Origin of the sequence: Brevundimonas sp. (genome assembly GCF_013912065.1) — a bacterium.
GTDB lineage: Bacteria > Pseudomonadota > Alphaproteobacteria > Caulobacterales > Caulobacteraceae > Brevundimonas.
In genome coordinates this window covers 12,245-32,995 of record NZ_JACESA010000025.1, presented here as the reverse complement: position 1 = coordinate 32,995, position 20,751 = coordinate 12,245, and the positions used below count along the sequence as shown (strand labels likewise).

Below are 20,751 nucleotides of genomic sequence, written 5' to 3'. Positions count from 1 at the left end.
CCGGGGAGGGAGAATGCCGCCGTCATGATCCACGCCCTCTCGATCTCCGACCTGACTGTCTCGCGGGGCGAGCGCCGGCTGTTCCACGGCCTCGACATGCGCCTCCACGCCGGGGAGGCCGTGATGCTGACGGGCGCAAACGGCGCCGGCAAGACCAGTCTGCTGCGAACCATCGCCGGTCTGCTGCGCCCCGACGCCGGCACGGTCGCCTTCCACGACGGCGACGGCAATCCACTGGACGAGCGGCTGGCGCGCGGCCGCGAAACCCATTTCCTCGCCCACCAGGACGGGTTGAAGACCGGGCGGACGGCGCGCGAGGAACTGGGCTTCCAGTGCGACTGGCTGGGCCACACCCAATACGGATTGGATCACGCGGTCGAGGCCTTCGGCCTGACGCCACTGCTGGATCTGGAGGTCCGCCGCCTGTCCGCCGGCCAGCGCCGCCGCCTGGCCATGGGCCGACTGGTCGGATCGCCGCGCGCCCTGTGGCTGCTGGACGAGCCCATGGCCCCGCTGGACGCCCGCTGGCGCGAGGCCTTCGCGGTCCAGATGCGCCGTCATCTGGCCGCCGACGGCCTGATCCTGGCGGCCGTCCACGACCCCCTGCCCATCCCGGCCCGCACCCTCGACCTGGGAGGCCTGACATGAGCCGCCCGCCGATCGACCCCGAACCCCGCCCGCCCGGCCTGCGCGGCGCGACCCGCGTGCTGCTGGAGCGGGAGCTGGACCTGGCCTGGAGCGGGGGCGGAGGACCGTTGCTGGCCTGCGGCTTCTTCGCCTGTCTGACCGCCGTCCTGCCCCTGGCTGTGGGCGGCGATCCGCGCACGCTTTCGCCGGTCGCGGGCGGCGTCGCCTGGCTGGCCCTGGCCCTGGCCTCGCTGCTGTCGCTGGAGCGGCTGTTCGAGCGCGACCTGGACGACGGGGCGCTGGACCTGCTAGCGCTCGGCCATCTGCCCCTGGAATCGGTCGTGCTGATCAAGGCCCTGGCCCAGTGGATCGCCGTCGGCCTGCCCCTGGCCCTGACCGCCCCCGTCGCCGCCCTGGCCCTGGGCCTGCCCCTGTCACTGGCGCCCCTGACCGCCCTGTCGGCCCTGATCGGGGGCGCCGGCTTCGCCTGCACCGGAACCCTGGGCGCCGCCCTGGCGCTGGGCGCGAAGCGCGGCGGCCTGTTGATCGCCGTCGTGGTCCTGCCCCTGTTCATCCCGCCGGTCGTCTTCGGCGCGGGGGCGCTGGAGCGGGCCGCCTCGGGCCAGTCGCCCGCCCCCGCCCTGGCCTTCCTCGGCGCCTATGTCCTGTTCGCGGGCGTCATCGCCGCCTTCGCCGGAGCGGCGGCGGTGCGGAACGCCCAGGGGTGACGCGCATGTGCTTGCCCGTCGCCGCGACGCCGCGTAAGCGCTGAACCGATGTTCGGCCTGTCCAACCCGCAGCGTTTCATGCGCTTCACCGGCCCGCTGACGCCGGTGCTGTGGACCGTCGCCGCCGTGCTGCTGGCCGTGGGAACCTGGCTCAGCTTCACCGTGCCCGCCGACTATCAGCAGGGCGACACGGTGCGGATCATGTTCGTCCATGTGCCCGCCGCCAGCCTGGGCCTCGGGGCCTACGCCGCGCTCGGCGTTTCAAGTTTCTTCGCCCTGGTCTTCCGTCACGCCCTGGCCGACGCCGCCGCCCGCGCCGCCGCCCTGCCCGGCGCCGCCTTCACCGCCCTGGCCCTGTTCACCGGCTCGCTGTGGGGCCAGCCCATGTGGGGGACCTGGTGGGTTTGGGACGCGCGGCTGACCAGCGTGCTGGTCCTGTTCCTCTTCTACCTCGGCTATATGGCGCTCAGGGCCTCGATCGACGACGAGCAGAAGGGCGCGCGCGCCGCCGCCGTGCTCGGCCTGGTCGGGCTGATCAACCTGCCGATCGTCAAATTCTCGGTCGACTGGTGGAACACCCTGCACCAGCCCGCCAGCTTCCTGACGCCCGGCTCATCGGGCCTGGACCCCGTCTATCTGCCGCCGTTTCTGACCATGCTGGCGGCCTATGGGGTGCTGTTCGCGGCCCTGTGGCTGACCGCGATCCGCACCGAGATCCGCCGCCGCCGCGTCGTCACCCTGCGCGCCCGTCGAGCTCTGGAGGCCTGATGCCCGATCTGGACATGAGCCCCTACGCCGCCTTCGTCTGGCCCGCCTGGGGCGTCAGCGCCCTGGTCCTCGCCGCCCTGACCGTCCGCGCCCTGATCGCCTCCCGCAAATGGAAGCGCGAACTGGACCGGCTGGAAACAGACGCCTCGCCAGAAGAAACAGACACCCCTCGTCCTCAAGCAGCGCGAAGCACGGTAGGACAACAACAAAGTCCTCAAGCAGCGCGAAGCGCGGTAGGACCACAAGAAAGTCCTCAAGCAGCGCAACGCGCGGTAGGACCCGAAGAATGAACCGCTGGCTGGCGCTCCTGCCCCTGGTCGTTCTGGCCGCCCTCGCGGCCCTGTTCGTCGGCTGGTCGCTGAAGCGCGATCCGGCCTTCAAGCCCGACGCCATGGTCGGCCAGCCCATCCCCGAGACCGTCCTGCCCATGCTGGAGGGCGACACGGCCGGACCCGCCCAGCTGGACCTGAAGACCGCCGGCGTCGGTCGGCCCATGCTGGTCAATGTCTTCGCCTCCTGGTGCGCCCCCTGCCGGATCGAACACCCGCAGCTGCTGACGCTGAAGGCGCGCGGGATCGCCGTCGTCGGCGTGGCCTACAAGGACGAGCCCGTCGCTACGCGCGCCTTCCTGGACGAGATGGGCGATCCCTATTCCATGGTCCTGGTGGACCGCGAGGGCCGGGCCGGGCTGGACCTGGGCATATCCGGCGTACCCGAGACCTTCGCCGTCGACGCCATGGGCCGGATCACCGCCAAACAGTCGGGGCCGTTGGTGAACCAGGCCGATATCGAGCGGCTGGTCGCCTCGATCCAGGCGCCTTCGCGCACGGCGCCTTGAGGTTTCGCCGCATTAACCCTTTTTCTAGAAGCCTTGTTAACGATTGTCGGCGCGGGATGCGTTAACGATTGGGCATGAGCGCGATTCGCCCCGGTCTGCCGCAGCCCCTCCCGTCGCAAGGCGTCGATGCGCCGACGACGCGCAACGCCCAGGCCGCCTTCTTCCGCGCGGCGTTGAATCAGACACAGGCGCCCCAGCCCGCCGCCCCTCCCGCACCGGCCGCCGCCGTCATGTCCACGGTGCGCACCGCCAACCCGGCCCGGCCCGTCGAACCGGCGCCCGCCGCGCCGGAACGCGAAGAGCCCCGGATCATGCGCCCCGGCTCCTATCTCGACATCAAGGTCTGATCAGTTCCAGCCGCGGCTCGCGATATATTGCTGCAGCAGATCGATGCGCGTGGCGTCCGAGGGATGGGTCGAAGCGAACTGGGGCACGCTGGTCTCGCGCTGCGCCGCCATCAGCCGCCACAGGGCGACGGCCTCGGAAGGCTTGAAGCCCGCCCGCGCCATATAGTCCACGCCCAGCCTGTCCGCCTCCAGCTCGTCCCTGCGTGAATAGGGCAGCAGCAGGCCGTACTGGGCCGCCAGACCGCCATAGGCGTTGACCGCATCCCCATAACGTCCCGCGGCGCCGCCCACGGCCGCCAGACCCACGGCGGTCAGCGACTGGCTGGAGGCCCGTTCGGCCGCGTGATTGGCGACCACATGGCCGATCTCGTGGCCGATGACGCTGGCCAGCTGGTCGTCGTTCTGCACCAGGGCCAGCAGGCTGTCGGTCACGCCGATCTGGCCCGAGGGCAGGACGAAGGCGTTAGGGCTCTTCTCGCTGAAGACGGCATAGTCCCAGGTCCGGCCGCCCAAGCCCGCCGCCTGAACCAATCGGCCGCCGACGCGGCGGATTCGATCGACCTGGGCCCCGGACGTCGAGACGCCCGGCTTGCTGATCGCCTCCCGCCAGGCGGCGTTCGACTGCTGCGACAGAGAGGCGTTGTCCACCAGCAGCAGCTGATTGCGGCCCAGCGCCTCGTTATAGGCGCAGGCGGACAGGCTCACGGACGCCGCCGCTGCGGCGGACAGGATAAGGGCGGTGCGGCGAACAGGGGTCACAGGCGGCCTCTTCGGACAGGGTTTAAATGGACGAACAGCCAAGCAAATCCCGTCGTCCGGGTCGAGTTCCGAGACGGCCCGAAACGACAAACGACCCGCCGTCGCCGGCGGGCCGTTTCGTATTCCCGACTTGGAGCGGGCGAAGAGATTCGAACTCTCGACCCCAACCTTGGCAAGGTTGTGCTCTACCACTGAGCTACGCCCGCACTCCGCAGGAGCTAGGTGCGCTCCCCGTCGAGGAGGGGGCGTATAGCGGAGGGTTGATCGGTCCTGCAAGAGGTTTTTTCAGCCTAACGCGCTTCGCCTTGCTTGAGCCAGGCAAACCTCTGACGACCCCGTTCAGGAACCCCCCGCCGCTCGCCGCATAAGCGCCTTCGCGCTCAAGCAGCGAGTCTCGTCATTCCCGCGAAGGCGGGACCGCGTCGCGCGCGTGGCGCCCTTCCGCGCGTCAGCGCGGCGCCAGCCGGATCGCCCCGTCCAGGCGGATGCATTCGCCGTTGATATAGACGTTGCGGGCCAGCTCCAGCACCAGGGACGCATAGTCGGCGGGCGTGCCCAGACGGCTGGGGAAGGGGATGGCGGCGGCCAGGGCGTCCTGGATCTTCTGGTCCATGCCGGCCATCATCGGCGTCCACATGATGCCGGGCAGGATGGTGTTGCAGCGGACGCCCTCTTGGGCCAGGTCGCGGGCGACGGGCAGGGTCATCGCATAGACGCCGCCCTTGGACGCCGAATAGGCCGCCTGGCCGATCTGGCCGTCCTGGGCCGCCACGGACGCCGTATTGACGATCAGGCCGCGCTCGCCGTCCGCCATCGGCTCCAGCGTCACCATGCCGGCCGCCGACTGCGACAGGACGCGGAAGGTGCCGAACAGATTGACCCGGACGGTGCGCTCGAACTGGGCCATGTCGTGGGCCTTGATCTCGCCGGTGTCCTTCTTGCGCGAGACGGTCTTCATGCCGGTGGCGATGCCGGCGCAGTTGACGGTCAGACGTTCCTGGCCGTGGGCGGCGCGGGCTTTTTCGAAGGCCGCAGCGACCGAGGCGTCGTCGGTCACGTCCACCTTGCAGAAGACGCCGCCGATTTCCTTGGCGACCTCTTCGCCGCGCTCTTCGTTCAGGTCGAACAGGGCGACCTTGGCGCCGGTGGCGGCGATGGAGCGGGCCGTGCCTTCGCCCAGGCCCGAGGCGCCGCCCGTGACCACTGCGGCGATACTGCTGTCGAGTTTCATCCCGTTCGTTCCTATGTTTCTGTGAACCAGAGTTTCGATTGAGGATTTAGCGGCCATGCCCGGCAAAGCCAAACCCATCTCGCCCGAAGACGCGCTGGACCCGTCGAAGGCCCTCGTGCCGTCGGTCGTCAAGGTCAATGAGGTGCGCGTGTCCAGGGGCTTTTGGCCCAAGATCCGGCGCACGGCCGCCCGCATCCCCTTCGCCGATCAGGCCCTGGCGGCCTGGTACGCCGCGCGCGATCCCGCCACGCCCCTTCCGGCCAAGGGGATGATCTTCGCGGGTCTGGCCTATTTCGTCCTGCCGATCGACGCCATCCCCGATATTTTCGCCGGCATCGGCTACACCGACGACGCGGCCGTCATCGCCGCCCTGATCGCCACCCTGGGCGCCAATATCAAACGCCGCCACCGCGAACAGGCCGAGGACGCGGTGGAGCGGCTGAAGGGGAAGTAACCCTCTCCCCCTGCGGGAGAGGGAGACCGCGCACGACGGCGCAGCCGTCGTCCTGGCGCGGTCGGGCGAGGGGTCACGCAGACCTTGGCGTTTCGCACAGACCCCTCATCCGGCCCTTCGGGCCACCTTCTCCCGCAAGGGGAGAAGGAAACCTAATCCCCCACCGTCACCACGATCTTGCCCAGGGCCTGACGATCCCCCAGCGCCTTGATCGCCTCCCCCGCCTTCTCCAGCGGGAAGGTCTTCGACACCCGGGGCCGGATCTTGCCGTCGGCGTACATCTGCATCAGCTCGGCCATGTTGGCGGCGTGGCCCTTGGGATCGCGGGCCACCGCCGCGCCCCAGAAGACCCCGACCACCGACACCGATTTCAGCAGGGTCAGGTTCAGCGGCAGGGACGGGATGCCCGCCGGGAAGCCCACCACCAGATACCGCCCGTTCCAGTCCATGGCCCGCAGCGCCGGGTCGGCGTAGTCGCCGCCCACCGCGTCATAGACCACGTCGGCGCCGTCGCGGCCGGTGGCCAGCCTGAACTCGCCCGACAATTCCTTTTGCGCCGCCTTGTCCATCGGACCGGTCGGATAGATCAGGCCGTTGTCGGCCCCCAGGTCGAGAGCGAACTGAACCTTGTCGTTGGTCGAGGCGGCGGCGACCACGCGCGCCCCCATGGCCTTGCCCAGTTCGACGGCGGCGGCGCCCACGCCCCCGGCCGCGCCCAGCACAAGCAGGGTCTCGCCCGGCTTCAGCCCCGCCCGGTCCTTCAGCGCATAATAGCTGGTGCCATAGGTCATGATCAGGGCCGCGGCCTCCTCGAAGCTCATGGCGTCGGGAATGGGGATCAGGGTCTCGGCCTTCACCGCCAGCCGTTCGACCAGACCGCCCCAGCCGGGCACGGCGATGACCCGATCGCCCTTGAACACGCCCTTGACGCCCTCGCCCACCGCCTCGACCACGCCGGCGACTTCCGCGCCGGGCGAAAAGGGACGTTCGGGCCGGAACTGATAACGGTCCTCAATGATCAAGGTGTCGGGATAGTTGATCCCCACCGCCTTGACCTCGATCACCACCTCGCCCGCCTTCGGCGTGGGATCCAGCACCTCTTCCAGCACGAGGGTCTCGGGACCGCCGGGAGCCTTGGACAGCATAGCGCGCATAGAGGTTTCCTTTTCCCGTAAGCCGACATGGCGCGGCCTTCATCGCGACGCTAAAGAGCGCCACGCCCGATTGAAAGAGGCGACAGAAACAGGCTCAGGAAGACAGACCATGACCGCCCTCATCCTTCACGGCGGCGCCGGCGCCCGGCGCGAGCGCAACTATGACGCCGAGGTCGTGCATATGCGTCAGGTCGTCGAGGCCATGAAGGCCCGGCTGGACGCGGGCGACAGCGCCCTGGATGTGGCCGTGGCGGCGGTGACGATGCTCGAGGATTCCGGCCTCTATGTCGCCGGCAAGGGCGCCTCGCCCAATCTGGCCGGCGCCTATGAGCTGGACGCCAGCCTCATGGACGGATCGACCCGTCGCGCCGGCGCCGTCGCCGCGCTTCAGGGCTTCCGCAATCCGGTGGTTGCCGCCCGGGCGGTGATGGACAAGACCCCGCACGTCCTGCTGGTCGGCGAGGGCGCGGCCCTGTTCGCCCAGGACCAGGGACTGGAGCCGATCGCCGACGAGACGGCCTGGTTCACCGGCGCCGGTCAGGGCGAGGACAATCATCCGCCGGGCACGCTGAGCCACGGCACCGTCGGCGCCTGCGTCCTCGACAGCCAGGGCCGCCTCGCCGCCGCCACCTCGACCGCCGGGGTCTTCGGCAAGATGCCGGGCCGGGTCGGCGACACCCCGATCCCCGCCGCCGGAACCTGGGCCGACGGCCACGCCGCGACCTCCTGCACCGGCCAGGGCGAATATTTCATCCGCGTCGCCGCCGCCGCCCAGGTCGCCTGGCGCGTGTCGGCCGGCCAGACTTTGGCCGCCGCGACCCAGGCCGTGATCGACGAGATCGGATCGCTGAACGGCGACGGCGGCCTGATCGCCCTGGACGCCGCCGGAAACATCGCCTGCCCCTTCAACAGCCAGGGCATGAAGCGCGCCTGGCTGACGCCACAGGGCGAAATCGGCGTCGAGGTGTTCGGGCGCTGAAGATTACAGCTCCGTAAGGTGCGTGGCGGCAGATCGCTGGTACGGTTCGGACGCCCGGCGTTCCGGGCTGGGAGACCTGCATGAAAATTCGCCTGTCCGTCACCGTCGCCGCCTCGGCCCTGTTGCTGGGACTGACCGCGCCCGCCTTCGCCGCGCCCGCCACCGCCGCCGCGGCCGCCGCCGCAGTTCAGGCGCCCCAGGGTGGCGTCGCCGTCCCGCCGCTGGGCTTCGCCCGCCGGGTGCTGCCGAACGGGCTGGAGGTCTATACGGCGCGCGACGCCGACACCTCGAACGTGACGGTCCAGGTCTGGTACAAGGTCGGGTCCAAGGACGATCCCGCCGGCCGGTCGGGCTTCGCCCACCTGTTCGAACACCTGATGTTCAAGGCGACGAAGAACCTGCCGCCGGAGACCTTCGACCGGCTGACCGAGGACGTGGGCGGGTCGAACAACGCCTTTACCGCCGACGACACCACCGCCTATTTCGAGACCGTCCCCGCCAACCATCTGGAGCGGATGCTGTTCGCCGAGGCCGAGCGCATGGGCTCGCTGGTCGTGGACGAGCCGACCTTCGTCGCCGAGCGCGACGTGGTGAAGGAAGAATACCGCCAGCGGATCCTGGCCAACCCATACGGCCGTCTGTTCGGCCTGTTCGTACCCGAGACCCTGTATCAGGAGAGCCCCTATCGCCGTCCCGGCATCGGCTCGATCGAGGAGCTTGAGGCCTCGTCCCTGGACGACGTGCTGCGCTTCCACGCCACCTATTATCGGCCCGACAACGCCTATCTGATCGTGGCGGGCAATTTCGACCAGGCCCAGCTGGACCGCTGGATCGACCAGTATTTCACCCCGCTGAAGAACCCGACCACGCCGCTCCCGGCCAACAACGTCGTCGAACCCGAGCCGACCGGACCGCGCGACGTCACCTATCACGCGCCGAACGTGCCCCTGTCCGCCGTGGTCCTGGGCTGGCCGACGGTCAAATACGCCGACGCAGACCGCGCCGCCCTGACCGTGCTGGACGGCGTGTTGTCGACCGGCGAGAGCAGCCGGCTGTATCGCTCGCTGGTCTATGATCAGCAGATCGCCGCCCAGATCGGCTCAAACCCCGACTTCGCCCAGCAGGCCGGCAATCTGACCGCCCTGGCCATTATGGCCCAGGGTCATACGGCCGAAGAAGGGATCGCGGCCCTGAACGCCGAGATCGCCAAGCTGCGCGACGCCCCCGTAACCGCCGCCGAACTGGCCGAGGCCAAGAACGAGATCGTCGCCAACACCCTGCGCAGCCGCGAAACGGTCGACGACCGCGCCGTCGCGCTCGGTTTCGCCCTGATCAACACCGGCGACGCCGCCGCGGCCGACCGCGAGATCGCCCAGATCCAGGCCGTCACCGTCGCCGACGTCCAGCGCGTGGCCCGCAAATATCTGACGCCCCAGCGCCAGTCGACGATCCGCTATCTGCCGGCCGACGAGCAGAACCCGCCCTCGGTCCAGAAGATGAATGTGGGCGCTCCCGTCGCCGTCGCCGATCTGGCCCCGGCCGGAACCCCCGCCGTCCTTCTGCCCGAGGCCGAGCGCGCCGCCCTGCCCCAGCCCGGGCCCGAGGTGGCGCCGTCCACGCCCGCCGTCGCCGACTTCCGCCTGGCCAACGGCCTGCGCGTCCTGGTGGCTCCCACAGACGGCCTGCCCCTGGTCTCGGCCCGTCTCAGCTTCGACGCCGGTTCGTCCGACGATCCTTCGGACAAGGCGGGCGTGGCCATGTTGACGGCCGCCCTGCTGACGCAAGGGACCAAGACCAAGTCGGCGCCCGAGATCGCCACCGAAATCGAACAGCTGGGCGCCGCCGTCGGCGCCGGGGCGGGCGTCGACTTCTCGAACGTCTACGCCAACGCCCCCGTCAACGCCTTCCCCCAGACGGTCGCCCTGATGGCCGATCTGGTGAAGAACCCGACCTTCGCGGCGGAAGAGCTGGAGCGTCAGCAGGCCCAGGCCCTGGACGGGCTCCGCGTCGCCCTCAGCCAGCCGGGCTCGATCGCCAGCATGACGGTCGGCCGGGTCGTCTATGGCGACGCCCCCTATGGCGCGCCCGGTTCCGGCACGGTCCAGTCGGTGCCGACCATCACGCCCGCCGACGTCGCCGCCTTCCACGCCGCCCGCTATCGCCCGTCGGACGCGACCCTGGTCTTCTCTGGCGACATCACCCCCGCCGCCGCCCGCGCCCTGGCGCAACAGGCGTTCGGCGACTGGCGTCCGGCGGGTCAGGCCCCGGCGCCGACCGCCGATCCCGCCGGCCAGCCCCAGCCCCCGCGCGTCATCGTGGTCAATCAGCCGGGCGCGGGTCAGGCCGCCGTCATCGCCGCCATTCGCGGCGTGTCGCGCACCGATGCGGACTATTTCCCGCTGACGGTCGGCAACACCCTGCTGGGCGGCGGATTCTCGTCGCGGCTGAACCAGGAGATCCGCATCAAGCGCGGCCTGTCCTATGGGGCCGGATCCTCGCTGGGCGCCCGGGCCGATGACGGCGTCTTCACCGCCTCGACCCAGACCAAGAACGAGACCGCCGACGAGGTGGCCGAACTGATCCTGGCCGAGGTCGCCAAACTGGGCGCCGAGACCCCGACCCAGGACGACCTGGCCCCGCGCCGCGCCACCCTGATCGGCGGTTTCGGCCGGTCGCTCGAAACGGTCGACGGCCTGGGCTCCCTGGTCGCCAACCTGGCCCTGTACGACCTGCCGATGAGCGATCTCGCCGCCTACGCCGGCCGCATCCGCGCCGTCACGCCCGAACAGGTCCAGGCCGCCTTCGCCGAACACCTGCCGATCAATCGCGCCAGCCTGGTGGTCGTCGGCGACGCCTCGCTGTTCCTCGACGACCTGCGCGCCAAACACCCGAACCTCGAGGTCATCGAAGCCAGCGACCTGAACCTGAACACCGGTTCGCTGAAGTAGGCGCCGTGGCTCCTCCCCGCTTCGCGGGGAGGAGACATTGGTTTCACGCCGACAGGCAGACCACCTGGGCCACGCGCAGGTCGCGCCGCAGCGCATCGGCGACCCGGCCATAGTTGTCGATCGTCACCGGCTCGCCCAGGGCGACCTCGTCCGCCCGCTGCTCGCCCCGGATGGCGGGGGCGAAGGATTCCGGCGCCGTGGTGTAGATCCGGCCCCGGCGCGGCGCCTCGGCGATGGTGACCCCGACCACCCGGCCGCGTCCGTCCATCACCGGCGCGCCCGACAGGCCGGACAGCGTGCCTTCCAGCCCATCGGTGCGCCCGACCTCGGCCCAGGCCAGGACCGGCTCGTCATGGGCGCCACGCCCGAACACCTTCAGGGTCTCGCGACCCAGCAGGCGCGAAGTCACTTCGCCGGCGCGGCCCTGGGGGAAGCCGGGATGAAAGGCGCGTTGCCCCTTGCGCAGGGGCGTGTCGGCGGCGACCGGCAGGGCCGTCGGGCCGCCATCTGTGATCAGCAGCGCGACGTCGGCGCGGGGCGCCAGCCGCACGTCGGCCGCCACGGCCCGGCCCCCGCCCACCACCAGGGCCGGCCGACGACACCCCTCGACCACATGGCGGGCGGTGACCCAGCGGCCCCGACCGGCGATGGAGAAGGCGGTGCCGGACGACGGCTGGAACGGCGTATCGGGCGCATCGAGGGTGACGGCCGAATCGAACGGGGTGATGGGGCCCAGCAGGGCGCCTTCGATCTCGTCGGGCGGCGGCGGCGCGGGCGGGGCGTCGGCGTTCTCGCGGCGGCCCAGCGACACCGCCAGCAGCACGCCCGCGACCGCGCTGTAGATGGCCCAGTCCGGCAGGCGGGGAAACTGCATCCCGCCGTCAGCCCGTCAGCGAGGCGGACAGGATCAGGGCCGTCGCCAGCTTGGCCCCGACCAGGACCACGGCGGCCGAGACCTCGCCGTCCTTGATCCTCTGCGGCAGGCCGTGAAGCATCAGGTCGACGATGCGGAAGGCCAGCAGTTGCAGCACCAGGGTCGCGACGCCCCAGATGGCCACGTCCCGCACCGAGGTCGAAACCGACAGGGAGACGGCCAGCGGAATGGCCAGGCCGACCAGAATGCCGGCGAAGGCGACGGCGGCGGCCGGATTGCCCTCGCGGATCAGGGCGATCTCCTTCCACGGCGTCAGCAGCGCATAGACCGCCGCCCCCGCCGCGAGCAGCAGCAGGGTGACGATCAGGTGCATGACCATGACCGGAAAGCCCGAGGCGAAAGCCTGCACCTCGGCGCTCGACAGGACATTCGACAGGGACGGATCCATGACCAGACGCCTTGCCCGATTGTCGCCCCAATCCGCAAGCGCCTCACGGACACAGTGCGTGACATTATGTGTCGGAGACGGGTCTCCTCCGCTCGCGAGGGCAGGCGTTCTGTCCGCGTCGCTGAAGCCCTGGGTGTCGCAAAGCCCCACCGCGCGGCCATTCACGCTGCGCCGCGAGGCGACAGTATGCTATCCCCCGCCCGTGTCCGACCGCCTGAAAACCTTCATCCGCCAGCGCGCGGCCGAGCTCGGCTTCGACGTCTGCCGGTTCGCCTCGGCGGCCGACGCCTGGCCGGCGGGCGAGCGGCTTCGCCAGTTCGTGGACGAAGGTCGCCACGGCGATATGGACTGGATGGAGACGACGCTCGACCGCCGTCGCCATCCCACAGCCATGTGGGACCAGGCGCGGACCGCCATCGTCCTGGGCATGAATTACGGCCCGGACGATAACCCGTTGGAGCAGTTGGCCGACCGTTCGGGCGGATACATCTCGGTCTATGCGCGCGGCGACGACTATCACGACCTTATCAAGGGCCGGCTGAAACAGCTGGCGGGCCAGATCGCGGCCCGCAATGGCGCCGATCTGAAGGTCTTCGTCGACACCGCCCCCTTGATGGAAAAGCCGTTGGCCCAGCGCGCCGGCCTGGGCTGGCAGGGCAAACACACCAATCTGCTCAGCCGCACCCACGGCAACTGGCTGTTTCTGGGCTCCATCCTGACCGTCGCCGAGATCGAGCCGGACGAGGCCGAGACCGAACACTGCGGCCGCTGCACCGCCTGTCTGGACGCCTGCCCGACGAACGCCTTCCCCGCCCCGTTCCAGCTCGACGCCCGGCGCTGCCTCTCCTATCTGACGATCGAGTTCGCCGGTGCCTGGCCGGTCGAGTTCCGCACCCTGACCGGGTCGCGCATATACGGTTGCGACGACTGTCTGGCCGTCTGTCCGTGGAACAAGTTCGCGCAAGAGGCGCGCGAAATCCGGCTGGCGCCCCGCCCCGCCTTCCAAAGCCCGCGCCTGGCCGACCTGCTGGCCCTCGACGACGCCGACTTCCGCGCCCTGTTCACCAAGAGCCCGGTCAAGCGGATCGGCCGCGATCGGTTCCTGCGTAACGTCCTCTATGCGGTCGGCAATTCCGATGACGCCTCCCTGATCGCCCCGACGCAGCGTCTGCTGAACGACCCTTCGCCCCTGGTGCGCGGGGCTGCGGTCTGGGCCCTGTCGCGTCTGCTGCCGAGCACTGCATTCGCCGCCCTATCCGAAGCCGCTTCCGAAACGGACGCCGAGGTTCTGGCCGAATGGCGCCGCCTCTGATGTCGGGTTGCGGACTCCAACCCTCCTAATTCTGCGAACGGACTCGCCTGTTTTCAAAGGCTTGACTGCATCGAGCGACAATCAACCCGCCAGGGCTGAAACCTGGGCTAGGATGAGCGTTGGTCTTTGACATCGCCGCAGGATTGGGACGGAGTTGCACTCGAATTGCACAGTGCAATTGAGCCATCTCATATTTTCAAACAAACACAACAACTTACGGGATATTGCACTCCATTGCACTGATTTCACCCTCCAGTGCAATTCGCCCCCTTCCCCTGTCTCCTCCCCGCTCGGCGGGGAGGTGGCGCGACGCTTCTTCAGCGTCGTGACGGAGGGGTTCTTCACCGCATCACCAGCGCCCGCGGGACGTCCAGAGCCCCTCCACCCCCGCGCAAGAGGCGCGGCGGTCCCTCTCCCCGCAAAGCGGGGAGGAGACGGTGGGGCCGCGAGATCTGTCTCCTCCCCACATCGTGGGGAGGTGGCGCGGCGCTTCTTCAGCGCCGTGACGGAGGGGCTCTCACCCCATCCCCGTCCCCACGCCCGACCCACCGCCCGGCACCGGCGCCACGTCCAGCAGTTTCAGCCGGAAGATCAGCACCGAATTGCTCGGGATCTTCGGGCTGCTGTCCTCGCCATATCCAAGCTCCGGCGGCACATAGAGGATCCATTCGTCGCCGACCCGCATCTTCTGCAGCGCCTCGGTCCAGCCGGCCACCACCGCCTCGGGCGTGAACACCGCCGGCGCCCCGCGCGCGAACGAACTGTCGAACACGGTGTCGTCAGCCAGCTTGCCCTCGTAATCGACCTTGACGAGGTCGTTGCGGTCCGGGCTGACGCCGCCGGCCGGTCCCGACTGGACGACCTTGTACTGCAGCCCGCTCGGCAGGGTCTGGACGCCCTCGGCCTTGGCGTTCTTCTCCATGAAGGCGGCGGCCTCGGCCTTGCCCGCGTTCGGATCAACCGGCTCCGACCGGCCGCAGCCCGCCAGCATCAGAACGGCGACGACGGCCGCCCTACCCCATCCGAAGTTCATAGCCGCGTTCCTTCAAGGCCTCGCCGATCTCGTCGGCGTGGGCGCTATCGCGCGTTTCGACCATGATGTCGAACTCGGCGCCCTTGGCCGGCACGTCCAGCGCCAGGCGGTTGTGGACCACGTCGATGATATTGCCGCCCAGGCCGCCGATCACCGCCGCCATGGCCGACAACATGCCCGGCCGGTCGTCGCCCAGGATACGGTAGACGATAAGCCTCCGTTCACGGACCATCTCCCGGTTCAGCACCACGGCCAGCATCCGCGCGTCGATGTTTCCGCCGCACAGCTCCAGCCCGACCTTCATCCCCTTGAACCGATCCGGATAGGCCAGAAGCGCCGCAAGGCCCCCGGCGCCCGCCCCCTCCGACACCGTCTTCTCATAGGTGACGTAATGGGCTACCGCCCGTTCGAAGTCCGCCTCCTCGCAGACGAAGACCTCGTTCACCAGCGGATCGGCCAGGGCGAAGGGGATGTCGCCGACCGCCTTGATGGCTATGCCCTCGGCTATGGTCTGGCCGGTGCAGACCGGCGGCTTGCCCGCCCGCCGTGCGGTGAAGGACGGGTATCGCGCCGCCTCGACCCCGAACACCTTGATCTCCGGCTTAATCGCCTTGGCGGCGATGGCGCATCCGGCGATCAGGCCGCCGCCGCCGATCGGGATGATCAGGGCCTCGATCTCGGGCGCATCCTCCAGAAACTCGATGGCGCAGACCCCCTGGCCCGCTACGATCCCTTCGTCGTCGAAGGCCGAGACGAAGACGTATCCCTTTTCCGCCTCCAGCCGCTGGGCCGCCTCGGTCGAGCCGGTGAAGTCCAGCCCCTCGATCACCACCGTGGCCCCGTGGGACCGGGTGCCGTTGATCTTGGCGAAGGGGGTGCCCTCCGGCATGACGATGGTGACCGGCACGCCAAGCCGACCGCCGTGATAGGCCAGGGCCTGGGCATGGTTCCCGGCCGAGGCCGCCACCACGCCGCGCTTGCGCTCCTCCGGCGTCAGCAGCAGCAGCCGGTTCAGCGCCCCCCGCTCCTTGAAACTGCCGGTGAACTGCAGATTGTCGAACTTGACCCAGACCTCGGCCCCGGTCAGTTGCGACAGTTTGCGGGAATAGCGGGTCGGGGTGCGATCGACGTGACCGGCGATTCGGGCTTTCGCGGCTTCGATATCGGCGAAGGTGACGGTCATGATCGGATTCCACTCTGCCGCCGGGCGCCCCGCCCGACGAATTTTCTCGCGCTTCTTTCGCGCTTTGTCGGTTCGCGGTCCAGAGGGCGCAACCTTGACCGTGGCAGTCGCGTTATCGCACGTGCGATAGTCGGACGGCCGCACCCCCGCGCCCCGTCCCACGATCATTTCCGGCCTCGCCCCCCAGGGCGGCCCGGATCTCCGGAGGAAGCCATGTCCATTCGCCCCCTCGCCGCCGCCGCTCTCGCCACGGGTCTGGCCGCCGCCGCCCTGTCGGCCTGCGCCCCGACGACCTATCCGGGCGGCGCCCCCGTCGCCGGCCCCGCCACCTTCAACACCGCCGATTTCGCCTGGTCGCAACAGCCGGGCCAGGCCGCCATCGAGGGCCGCGTGGCCTATCGCCAGGACGGCAAGACCTACGCCTGCGTCGGCTCGGCCGGCCTGACCCCGGACACCCCCTATACCCGCGCCCGCTTCCGCACCCTGTACGGTTCGACCGACCGGGCCGCCGTCCCGGCCGCCGTGGTGCGGGCCCGCACCGTGCCGGACGCCAACGCCAACTACACCGGCTTCGTCCGCTCCGAGGTCTGCGAGAATGGGCGGTTCCGCTTCGCCGGCCTGCCCGACGGCGGCTGGTTCCTGATCGTGCCCGTCACCACCCCCGGCGCCGAAGGCCCCCTGGTGCTGATGCGCCGCGTTGACACCCGGGGCGGCCGTGTCGTCAATGTGACCCTGTAGTGCGGTAACCCTGCCCCGTAAGCGTTTCAGTAAGCGTTCCCATCCGCCCCGGCCCCGACGGGCCGTTCTGGGGATCCATCATGAGACTCGCCTCGATCGCCGCCGTCGCCGTGGCCCTCTCGACCGCCGCCGTCGCAGCCCCAGCCACGGCCCAGTCGCCGTATGGCGGATACGGCGGGGGATACGCCTCCGGCTACGACGCCTATTCGCCGTCCCGCTCCAGCTACGGATCAGGTCACGGCCATCGCGGCCGCTACGACTTCAACGGTCAGGCGGACCGGCCTGGCGACTATCGCTGCGACGCCTACTGGGACGCCGCCCGCACCGACTGTGGCGCCCTCTGGCGCGATCAGCGGCCCGTCCGCGCCCGGACCTATGGTTACGACGACGGCCGATACGGCTACGGCTATCGCACCAACCTTGGCTCAAGCCCCAGCGTCTATCCGGGCGCCTATGGCCGCCCGGACCTGATCTACCCCGGCGGCGGATCGCGCCAGGCCTACAGCCGCGACGCCTACGGTCGCGGTCGCGATCCCCATCGGATCGACTGGTGCCGCGCCGCCTACCGATCCTATGATCCCGCCAGCGGCTATTACCGCGCCTACAGCGGGCGTCTGATCTTCTGCGGCTGACCGGCTTCGCCGAACATCAATAGAATCAAGGGCCTCACGAAGTTGCGATCCCGGTAACGCGGGTCGCCATCTTCTGGCCGCGACATCCCCCGACTGATCCGCCTACCAGCGGCAGTCCGGGGAGCGCCTCTTGTCCCAGCATAATATCATCGGGTCCGAAGCCTTCACGCGGGGTCCGATGATCCTCATCCGCAAATACCGATCCGGCGGCATGCGTCGCCGCCGCGCCCGCACGGCGACAGCCTTCATCGCCGGCGCGGGCGCCATGCTTGTCGCCGGCCTGGTCGGGGCCGCCGTCGTCTACGGACCCAGCCTCGCCGGCTAGGCGCGACGGGCGGGCCGGCTCAGGCCAGCCACACCATCATCCGCGTATCGGCCTCGGCCCGGCGCGCGCGGCTCCAGGCCCGGCGGGTCTCGCCGGTGTACAGGAAACCCGCCTTCTCCAGCACCCGGCCCGAGGCTGGGTTGTCGGCGAAATGGCCGGCGACCAGGGCCCGCCGCTTCCACTTACGACCCGCCCAGGCCAGGGCGCCGTCCAGGGCCTCTGTGGCGAAGCCCCGGCCCCAATAGTCCCGCCCGATCCAGTAGCCGGCCTCGGGCACTCGATCCTCGCCCATGAACAGGCCGATGACCCCGACCGGCCCCGTCTCCTCGTGTTCGATCACGAAGGTGTTGGCCCGCGCCGGGTCCTGGGCCGCCACCTGCAGCACGAAGTCGTCCGCGTCCTCGATCCGGAACGGGTGGGGCATCCGCTTGGTCATCCGCGCGATGTCGAGGTCGTTGGCCAGGGCGGCGATGCGCGGCGCGTCCTGCGGCGCGGGCGCGCGCAGGACCAGACGCCGGGTCTCGACGACGGGAGAGGTTTCGATGACGCACATGGCATGGCCTCGGTTCGGACCGCCTCCTTGGAGGGCTCGGGCGGTCTTCGAGGCGGGGAAACGCAAACGGGGAGCCTGGTGATCCAGACTCCCCGCGGAATATCTTCCCTGGTCCGGATCGGCTGCTTTCAGGAGCAACGCGATCCGGTGAAATCCCAGACTGCGTTACTCGGCGGCGAGCGCCTGAGCGGCGTCGTCATTCGCCGCGAGGATCGACACATAGCATCGGCCGCCGGCTTTCTTGGTGAATTTCACGGCGCCGTGGGTCAGGGCGAACAGAGTGTGGTCGCGGCCCATGCCGATGTTCTCACCCGGGTGGAAGGTGGTGCCGCGCTGACGCACGATGATGTTGCCGGCCAGCACGCGCTCGCCGCCATACTTCTTCACGCCGAGGCGCTTCGACTGGGAGTCGCGACCGTTACGCGACGAACCACCGGATTTCTTGTGAGCCATCTTGCCGCTCCGTACTCTCTTGGGTGTCCTACCGGCCTATTGGCCTATTTGAGGACGTCCCTGCAATCTGATCTGGCGCCGTGAAGCGCCGGTGAATGTCTTAGGCTTCGTCGCCGGCGGCTTCAGCCTTGGGCGCGGCCTTCTTCTTGGCCGGGGCCTTCTTGGCGGGAGCTGCGGTCTCGACTGCGACGCTCTTGACGTCGGAGTCGTCGGCCTGGACCGTGTCGGTCGCGCCGCGGGTCGCCAGGTTGCGGGCCCGCAGGTTGATCTCGGCCTTGGTCGTCAGATCGACCGTGCCGTCCCACTTGGCGCTTTCGCCGGCGCCTTCGATGCCGGTGATGCGCAGAACCGATTCCATCTGGCGATGGCCGTTCGTGCGGCGATAGCCCTGACGACGGGTCTTCTTGAAGATCTTGATCTTCTCGCCCTTGCGGGTCTCGACCAGGGTCGCGCCGACGAAGGCGCCGTCGATCAGCGGGGCGCCCAGGGTCACGCCCTTGTCGCCGCCCAGCATCAGGACGCTGTCGAACTTCAGCTCCGCGCCGGCGTCGCCGTCGAGCTTTTCGACGACGATGGTGTCGCCCGGTTGGACCCGGTACTGCTTGCCGCCGGTCTTGATCACCGCGTACATGTTGAAGCCTCAGCGCAAACGCAAAAAAGAATACGCCCTCCGGAGGAGACCCCCGGGGGCGAAGAGCGGCGACATATACGGAAGGGCGTCTCCGAGTCAACGCCGACGCCGGAAAAAGACGGTCGTGACGTAGACGAGCGAGCCAAGTAGCTTGCGGGCGCTTTAGACAACCACGAGACGAACATGCCTGCCCATGTCTTCCGCGCGGCTTTAGCCGCAGCCTTGGTGTTCGCCCATCCAGCCGGGGCGGCTGATCCGCAAACGGCTGTCATCACGGCCCGCACCAGCGAAGAGGGTCTGGCGGTAATCGTCAGTTTGCCGCAACCGACGAACCGCCTGGAGTTTCGGCGTACCGGCGGAGACCGAACAGGTTGGCGCGTGCTCACCCCCGGGCTTTCTCTGAGCGGCGATGTGATCACCGGCGACACCCCGTTCAGCCAAGTCGCCCTTGCCGTTAGGCCAGACGCCGAGGAAGTGGATCGCATCTATCCCAGCCTGATCAAGGTGGGCTCCGGCTGGCAGATCTATGGGCCGGCCTTCCAGCTCGCGAACATGTCGGCGCAACTGCGGCTGGAGCCGGCTTCGACGGAAACAAGCACGCCGGAGCAGGAGGAGATCAGCGGCTATGCCTTCCTCGGCCCCCGTCGGCTTGTGTCCGCTCACGACGGGGTGGTGACGGCGACCGGCGAGACGACGCCTACCGAGCTTGCCGATCAACTTCGGAACGACTTCTTCGCCGCAGCCCGCTTCTACGCCTCCGCGCTTGACCGGCCGTCTCCGGGCCAGACGTTGTTGATCTTGTCTGCCGACAGCCCGGGCCCATCGACATTTCGAGGAGATGTCACCGATGGCGGCGTCATCTCGTTGCGATTCCATGACGAGGGATGGCGCGACGCTTTGGAGCCGCTCAGCACCTTCGTCTGGCACGAGACCTTCCACCGATGGGAAGCGGGGTCCGCCCGCGACGTCTCCACCGCGCCATGGCTACACGAGGGCGGAGCGGAGTATGCGGCCATACTGGGGGCGGTATCCACTGGGGGGCTGAGCGAGGACGATGCGAGAACCCGCTTGAGCGCGGCGCTCGACGGCTGCCGCACGACCCTTGACGCAGGAACGCTCAAAGACCCCAGGTTCGGTCGTGGGGCGGCGCCCTATCAATGTGGCGTCCTGATCCAGTGGCTGACAGACCTCGAACGCCGCGCCCAGGGAGAATCCGTTCTGACCCTCTGGGGCCAAATGCTGAAGCAGACCCCCGACGGTTATGGCGTATCCGACTTTCGCGCCCGGTTGCGACAAGACAGCCTTGCTTTGCTCGTGATTGACGAGCCGTCTGATGATCGGTGGGAGAAGCTGCGGAGCGGCCTGACCTCTGCTGGCGTCACTCTGCAGAACAGGCCGTCTGACAACACGCTAATGACGAAAGCCCTTTTCCATGTCGCCGACCAGAATTGCCAAGGCAGCTATGGCTTCTTCAACGATCCCGAAGCTTTGAAGCTGGATGGGGAGCGATGCGGTCCCCTTTCCGGGGGACCCACCATAGATCTGGTCGAGGGTCACGACCCGCGAAAGGAGGCGCGGGCCATGTTCGCCGCCGTCCAGGCCCGCTGCGCCTCAAACCAAACAGTAAGATATTTGACGCGGGACGGTCGCACCCTCGAAGCGCCATGTGCAAAGGCGCTGGCGGAGCCGGCGGCCTGGGTGATCGAGCACGCCCCCAGGCTGTCGCTCCCCTGATC

24 protein-coding genes and 1 tRNA gene are annotated in these 20,751 nt (G+C 69.1%); 14 read left to right on the top strand and 11 right to left on the bottom strand.

What is annotated here, in order from left to right; all coding sequences use genetic code 11:
- Positions 1-24: 24 nt before the first annotated feature.
- From ccmA to H2037_RS15560, 6 genes are all read left to right on the top strand, one after another.
- Positions 25-648 (top strand): heme ABC exporter ATP-binding protein CcmA, encoded by a 624-nt coding sequence (ccmA, locus tag H2037_RS15585; protein ID WP_292123814.1) that lies wholly within the window; start codon positions 25-27, stop codon positions 646-648.
- Positions 645-1,355 carry a heme exporter protein CcmB gene (gene ccmB / locus H2037_RS15580; protein ID WP_292123812.1) on the top strand — a complete coding sequence of 237 codons (711 nt, stop codon included), beginning with the start codon at positions 645-647 and terminating at the stop codon, positions 1,353-1,355. The genes ccmA and ccmB overlap by 4 nt, the downstream gene beginning before the upstream one ends.
- Before the next feature lie 48 nt (positions 1,356-1,403).
- Positions 1,404-2,123: a heme ABC transporter permease gene (locus H2037_RS15575; RefSeq protein WP_292123810.1), complete on the top strand. Its 720-nt coding sequence runs from the start codon at positions 1,404-1,406 to the stop codon at positions 2,121-2,123.
- Positions 2,123-2,413, top strand: a complete 291-nt coding sequence (gene ccmD, locus H2037_RS15570; protein WP_292123808.1) for a heme exporter protein CcmD — start codon at positions 2,123-2,125, stop codon at positions 2,411-2,413. Before H2037_RS15575 ends, ccmD begins: the two co-directional genes overlap by 1 nt.
- Complete coding sequence (locus H2037_RS15565; protein WP_292123806.1) at positions 2,410-2,961, top strand: DsbE family thiol:disulfide interchange protein; 552 nt, start codon at positions 2,410-2,412, stop codon at positions 2,959-2,961. The genes ccmD and H2037_RS15565 overlap by 4 nt, the downstream gene beginning before the upstream one ends.
- Positions 2,962-3,035: 74 nt before the next feature.
- Positions 3,036-3,308, top strand: a complete 273-nt coding sequence (locus tag H2037_RS15560; RefSeq protein WP_292123804.1) for a hypothetical protein — start codon at positions 3,036-3,038, stop codon at positions 3,306-3,308.
- On the opposite strand, the gene H2037_RS15555 is transcribed toward H2037_RS15560, so the two are convergent.
- From H2037_RS15555 to H2037_RS15545, 3 genes are all read right to left on the bottom strand, one after another.
- Entirely contained in the window at positions 3,309-4,067 is a 759-nt protein-coding gene (locus H2037_RS15555) for a M48 family metallopeptidase (protein ID WP_292123802.1), read from the bottom strand.
- A 131-nt stretch (positions 4,068-4,198) separates the two neighbouring features.
- Positions 4,199-4,273: transfer RNA gene (locus H2037_RS15550), tRNA-Gly, on the bottom strand.
- 242 nt (positions 4,274-4,515) lie between these two features.
- Positions 4,516-5,298: an SDR family NAD(P)-dependent oxidoreductase gene (locus H2037_RS15545; protein ID WP_292123800.1), complete on the bottom strand. Its 783-nt coding sequence runs from the start codon at positions 5,296-5,298 to the stop codon at positions 4,516-4,518.
- 55 nt (positions 5,299-5,353) lie between these two features.
- On the opposite strand from H2037_RS15545, the gene H2037_RS15540 reads away from it, so the two are divergent.
- Positions 5,354-5,752, top strand: coding sequence for a YkvA family protein (locus tag H2037_RS15540; RefSeq protein WP_292123798.1), 399 nt, complete (start codon positions 5,354-5,356; stop codon positions 5,750-5,752).
- Positions 5,753-5,904: 152 nt separating this feature from the next.
- Here the strand turns inward: H2037_RS15540 and H2037_RS15535 are convergent, their stop codons facing one another.
- On the bottom strand, positions 5,905-6,906 hold the full coding sequence (locus H2037_RS15535) for an NADPH:quinone oxidoreductase family protein (protein ID WP_292123796.1): 1,002 nt from the start codon (positions 6,904-6,906) through the stop codon (positions 5,905-5,907).
- A 109-nt stretch (positions 6,907-7,015) separates the two neighbouring features.
- Here H2037_RS15535 and H2037_RS15530 point away from each other — a divergent pair, with 109 nt between their 5' ends.
- Both H2037_RS15530 and H2037_RS15525 read left to right on the top strand, forming a co-directional pair.
- Positions 7,016-7,885, top strand: a complete 870-nt coding sequence (locus H2037_RS15530) for an isoaspartyl peptidase/L-asparaginase (RefSeq protein WP_292123794.1) — start codon at positions 7,016-7,018, stop codon at positions 7,883-7,885.
- An 80-nt stretch (positions 7,886-7,965) separates the two neighbouring features.
- Positions 7,966-10,833, top strand: a complete 2,868-nt coding sequence (locus H2037_RS15525) for a pitrilysin family protein (protein ID WP_292123793.1) — start codon at positions 7,966-7,968, stop codon at positions 10,831-10,833.
- A 43-nt stretch (positions 10,834-10,876) separates the two neighbouring features.
- Here the strand turns inward: H2037_RS15525 and H2037_RS15520 are convergent, their stop codons facing one another.
- Both H2037_RS15520 and H2037_RS15515 read right to left on the bottom strand, forming a co-directional pair.
- On the bottom strand, positions 10,877-11,707 hold the full coding sequence (locus H2037_RS15520) for a serine protease (RefSeq protein WP_292123791.1): 831 nt from the start codon (positions 11,705-11,707) through the stop codon (positions 10,877-10,879).
- 7 nt (positions 11,708-11,714) lie between these two features.
- On the bottom strand, positions 11,715-12,155 hold the full coding sequence (locus H2037_RS15515) for a DUF350 domain-containing protein (RefSeq protein WP_292123789.1): 441 nt from the start codon (positions 12,153-12,155) through the stop codon (positions 11,715-11,717).
- 202 nt (positions 12,156-12,357) lie between these two features.
- On the opposite strand from H2037_RS15515, the gene queG reads away from it, so the two are divergent.
- Positions 12,358-13,467 carry a tRNA epoxyqueuosine(34) reductase QueG gene (gene queG / locus H2037_RS15510; RefSeq protein WP_292123787.1) on the top strand — a complete coding sequence of 370 codons (1,110 nt, stop codon included), beginning with the start codon at positions 12,358-12,360 and terminating at the stop codon, positions 13,465-13,467.
- A gap of 517 nt (positions 13,468-13,984) precedes the next feature.
- Here the strand turns inward: queG and H2037_RS15505 are convergent.
- Both H2037_RS15505 and H2037_RS15500 read right to left on the bottom strand, forming a co-directional pair.
- On the bottom strand, positions 13,985-14,500 hold the full coding sequence (locus tag H2037_RS15505) for an FKBP-type peptidyl-prolyl cis-trans isomerase (protein WP_292123785.1): 516 nt from the start codon (positions 14,498-14,500) through the stop codon (positions 13,985-13,987).
- Positions 14,481-15,683: a threonine ammonia-lyase gene (locus H2037_RS15500; protein WP_292123783.1), complete on the bottom strand. Its 1,203-nt coding sequence runs from the start codon at positions 15,681-15,683 to the stop codon at positions 14,481-14,483. The genes H2037_RS15505 and H2037_RS15500 overlap by 20 nt, the downstream gene beginning before the upstream one ends.
- A gap of 213 nt (positions 15,684-15,896) precedes the next feature.
- Here H2037_RS15500 and H2037_RS15495 point away from each other — a divergent pair, with 213 nt between their 5' ends.
- The 3 genes from H2037_RS15495 (at position 15,897) to H2037_RS15485 (ending at position 17,378) form a co-directional block, all read left to right on the top strand.
- On the top strand, positions 15,897-16,421 hold the full coding sequence (locus H2037_RS15495; RefSeq protein ID WP_292123782.1) for a hypothetical protein: 525 nt from the start codon (positions 15,897-15,899) through the stop codon (positions 16,419-16,421).
- A gap of 80 nt (positions 16,422-16,501) precedes the next feature.
- Complete coding sequence (locus tag H2037_RS15490; protein ID WP_292123779.1) at positions 16,502-17,053, top strand: BA14K family protein; 552 nt, start codon at positions 16,502-16,504, stop codon at positions 17,051-17,053.
- Positions 17,054-17,183: 130 nt separating this feature from the next.
- Positions 17,184-17,378: a hypothetical protein gene (locus H2037_RS15485; protein WP_292123777.1), complete on the top strand. Its 195-nt coding sequence runs from the start codon at positions 17,184-17,186 to the stop codon at positions 17,376-17,378.
- Positions 17,379-17,397: 19 nt separating this feature from the next.
- Here the strand turns inward: H2037_RS15485 and H2037_RS15480 are convergent, their stop codons facing one another.
- The 3 genes from H2037_RS15480 to rplU form a co-directional block, all read right to left on the bottom strand.
- Positions 17,398-17,931, bottom strand: a complete 534-nt coding sequence (locus tag H2037_RS15480; RefSeq protein WP_292123776.1) for a GNAT family N-acetyltransferase — start codon at positions 17,929-17,931, stop codon at positions 17,398-17,400.
- 165 nt (positions 17,932-18,096) lie between these two features.
- A complete protein-coding gene (gene rpmA, locus H2037_RS15475) occupies positions 18,097-18,384 on the bottom strand; it encodes a 50S ribosomal protein L27 (protein ID WP_292123774.1) in 288 nt (95 codons plus the stop codon).
- A gap of 100 nt (positions 18,385-18,484) precedes the next feature.
- Positions 18,485-19,015 (bottom strand): 50S ribosomal protein L21, encoded by a 531-nt coding sequence (rplU, locus tag H2037_RS15470; RefSeq protein WP_292123772.1) that lies wholly within the window; start codon positions 19,013-19,015, stop codon positions 18,485-18,487.
- A gap of 183 nt (positions 19,016-19,198) precedes the next feature.
- On the opposite strand from rplU, the gene H2037_RS15465 reads away from it, so the two are divergent.
- Complete coding sequence (locus H2037_RS15465) at positions 19,199-20,749, top strand: hypothetical protein (RefSeq protein ID WP_292123770.1); 1,551 nt, start codon at positions 19,199-19,201, stop codon at positions 20,747-20,749.
- Positions 20,750-20,751: the final 2 nt, after the last annotated feature.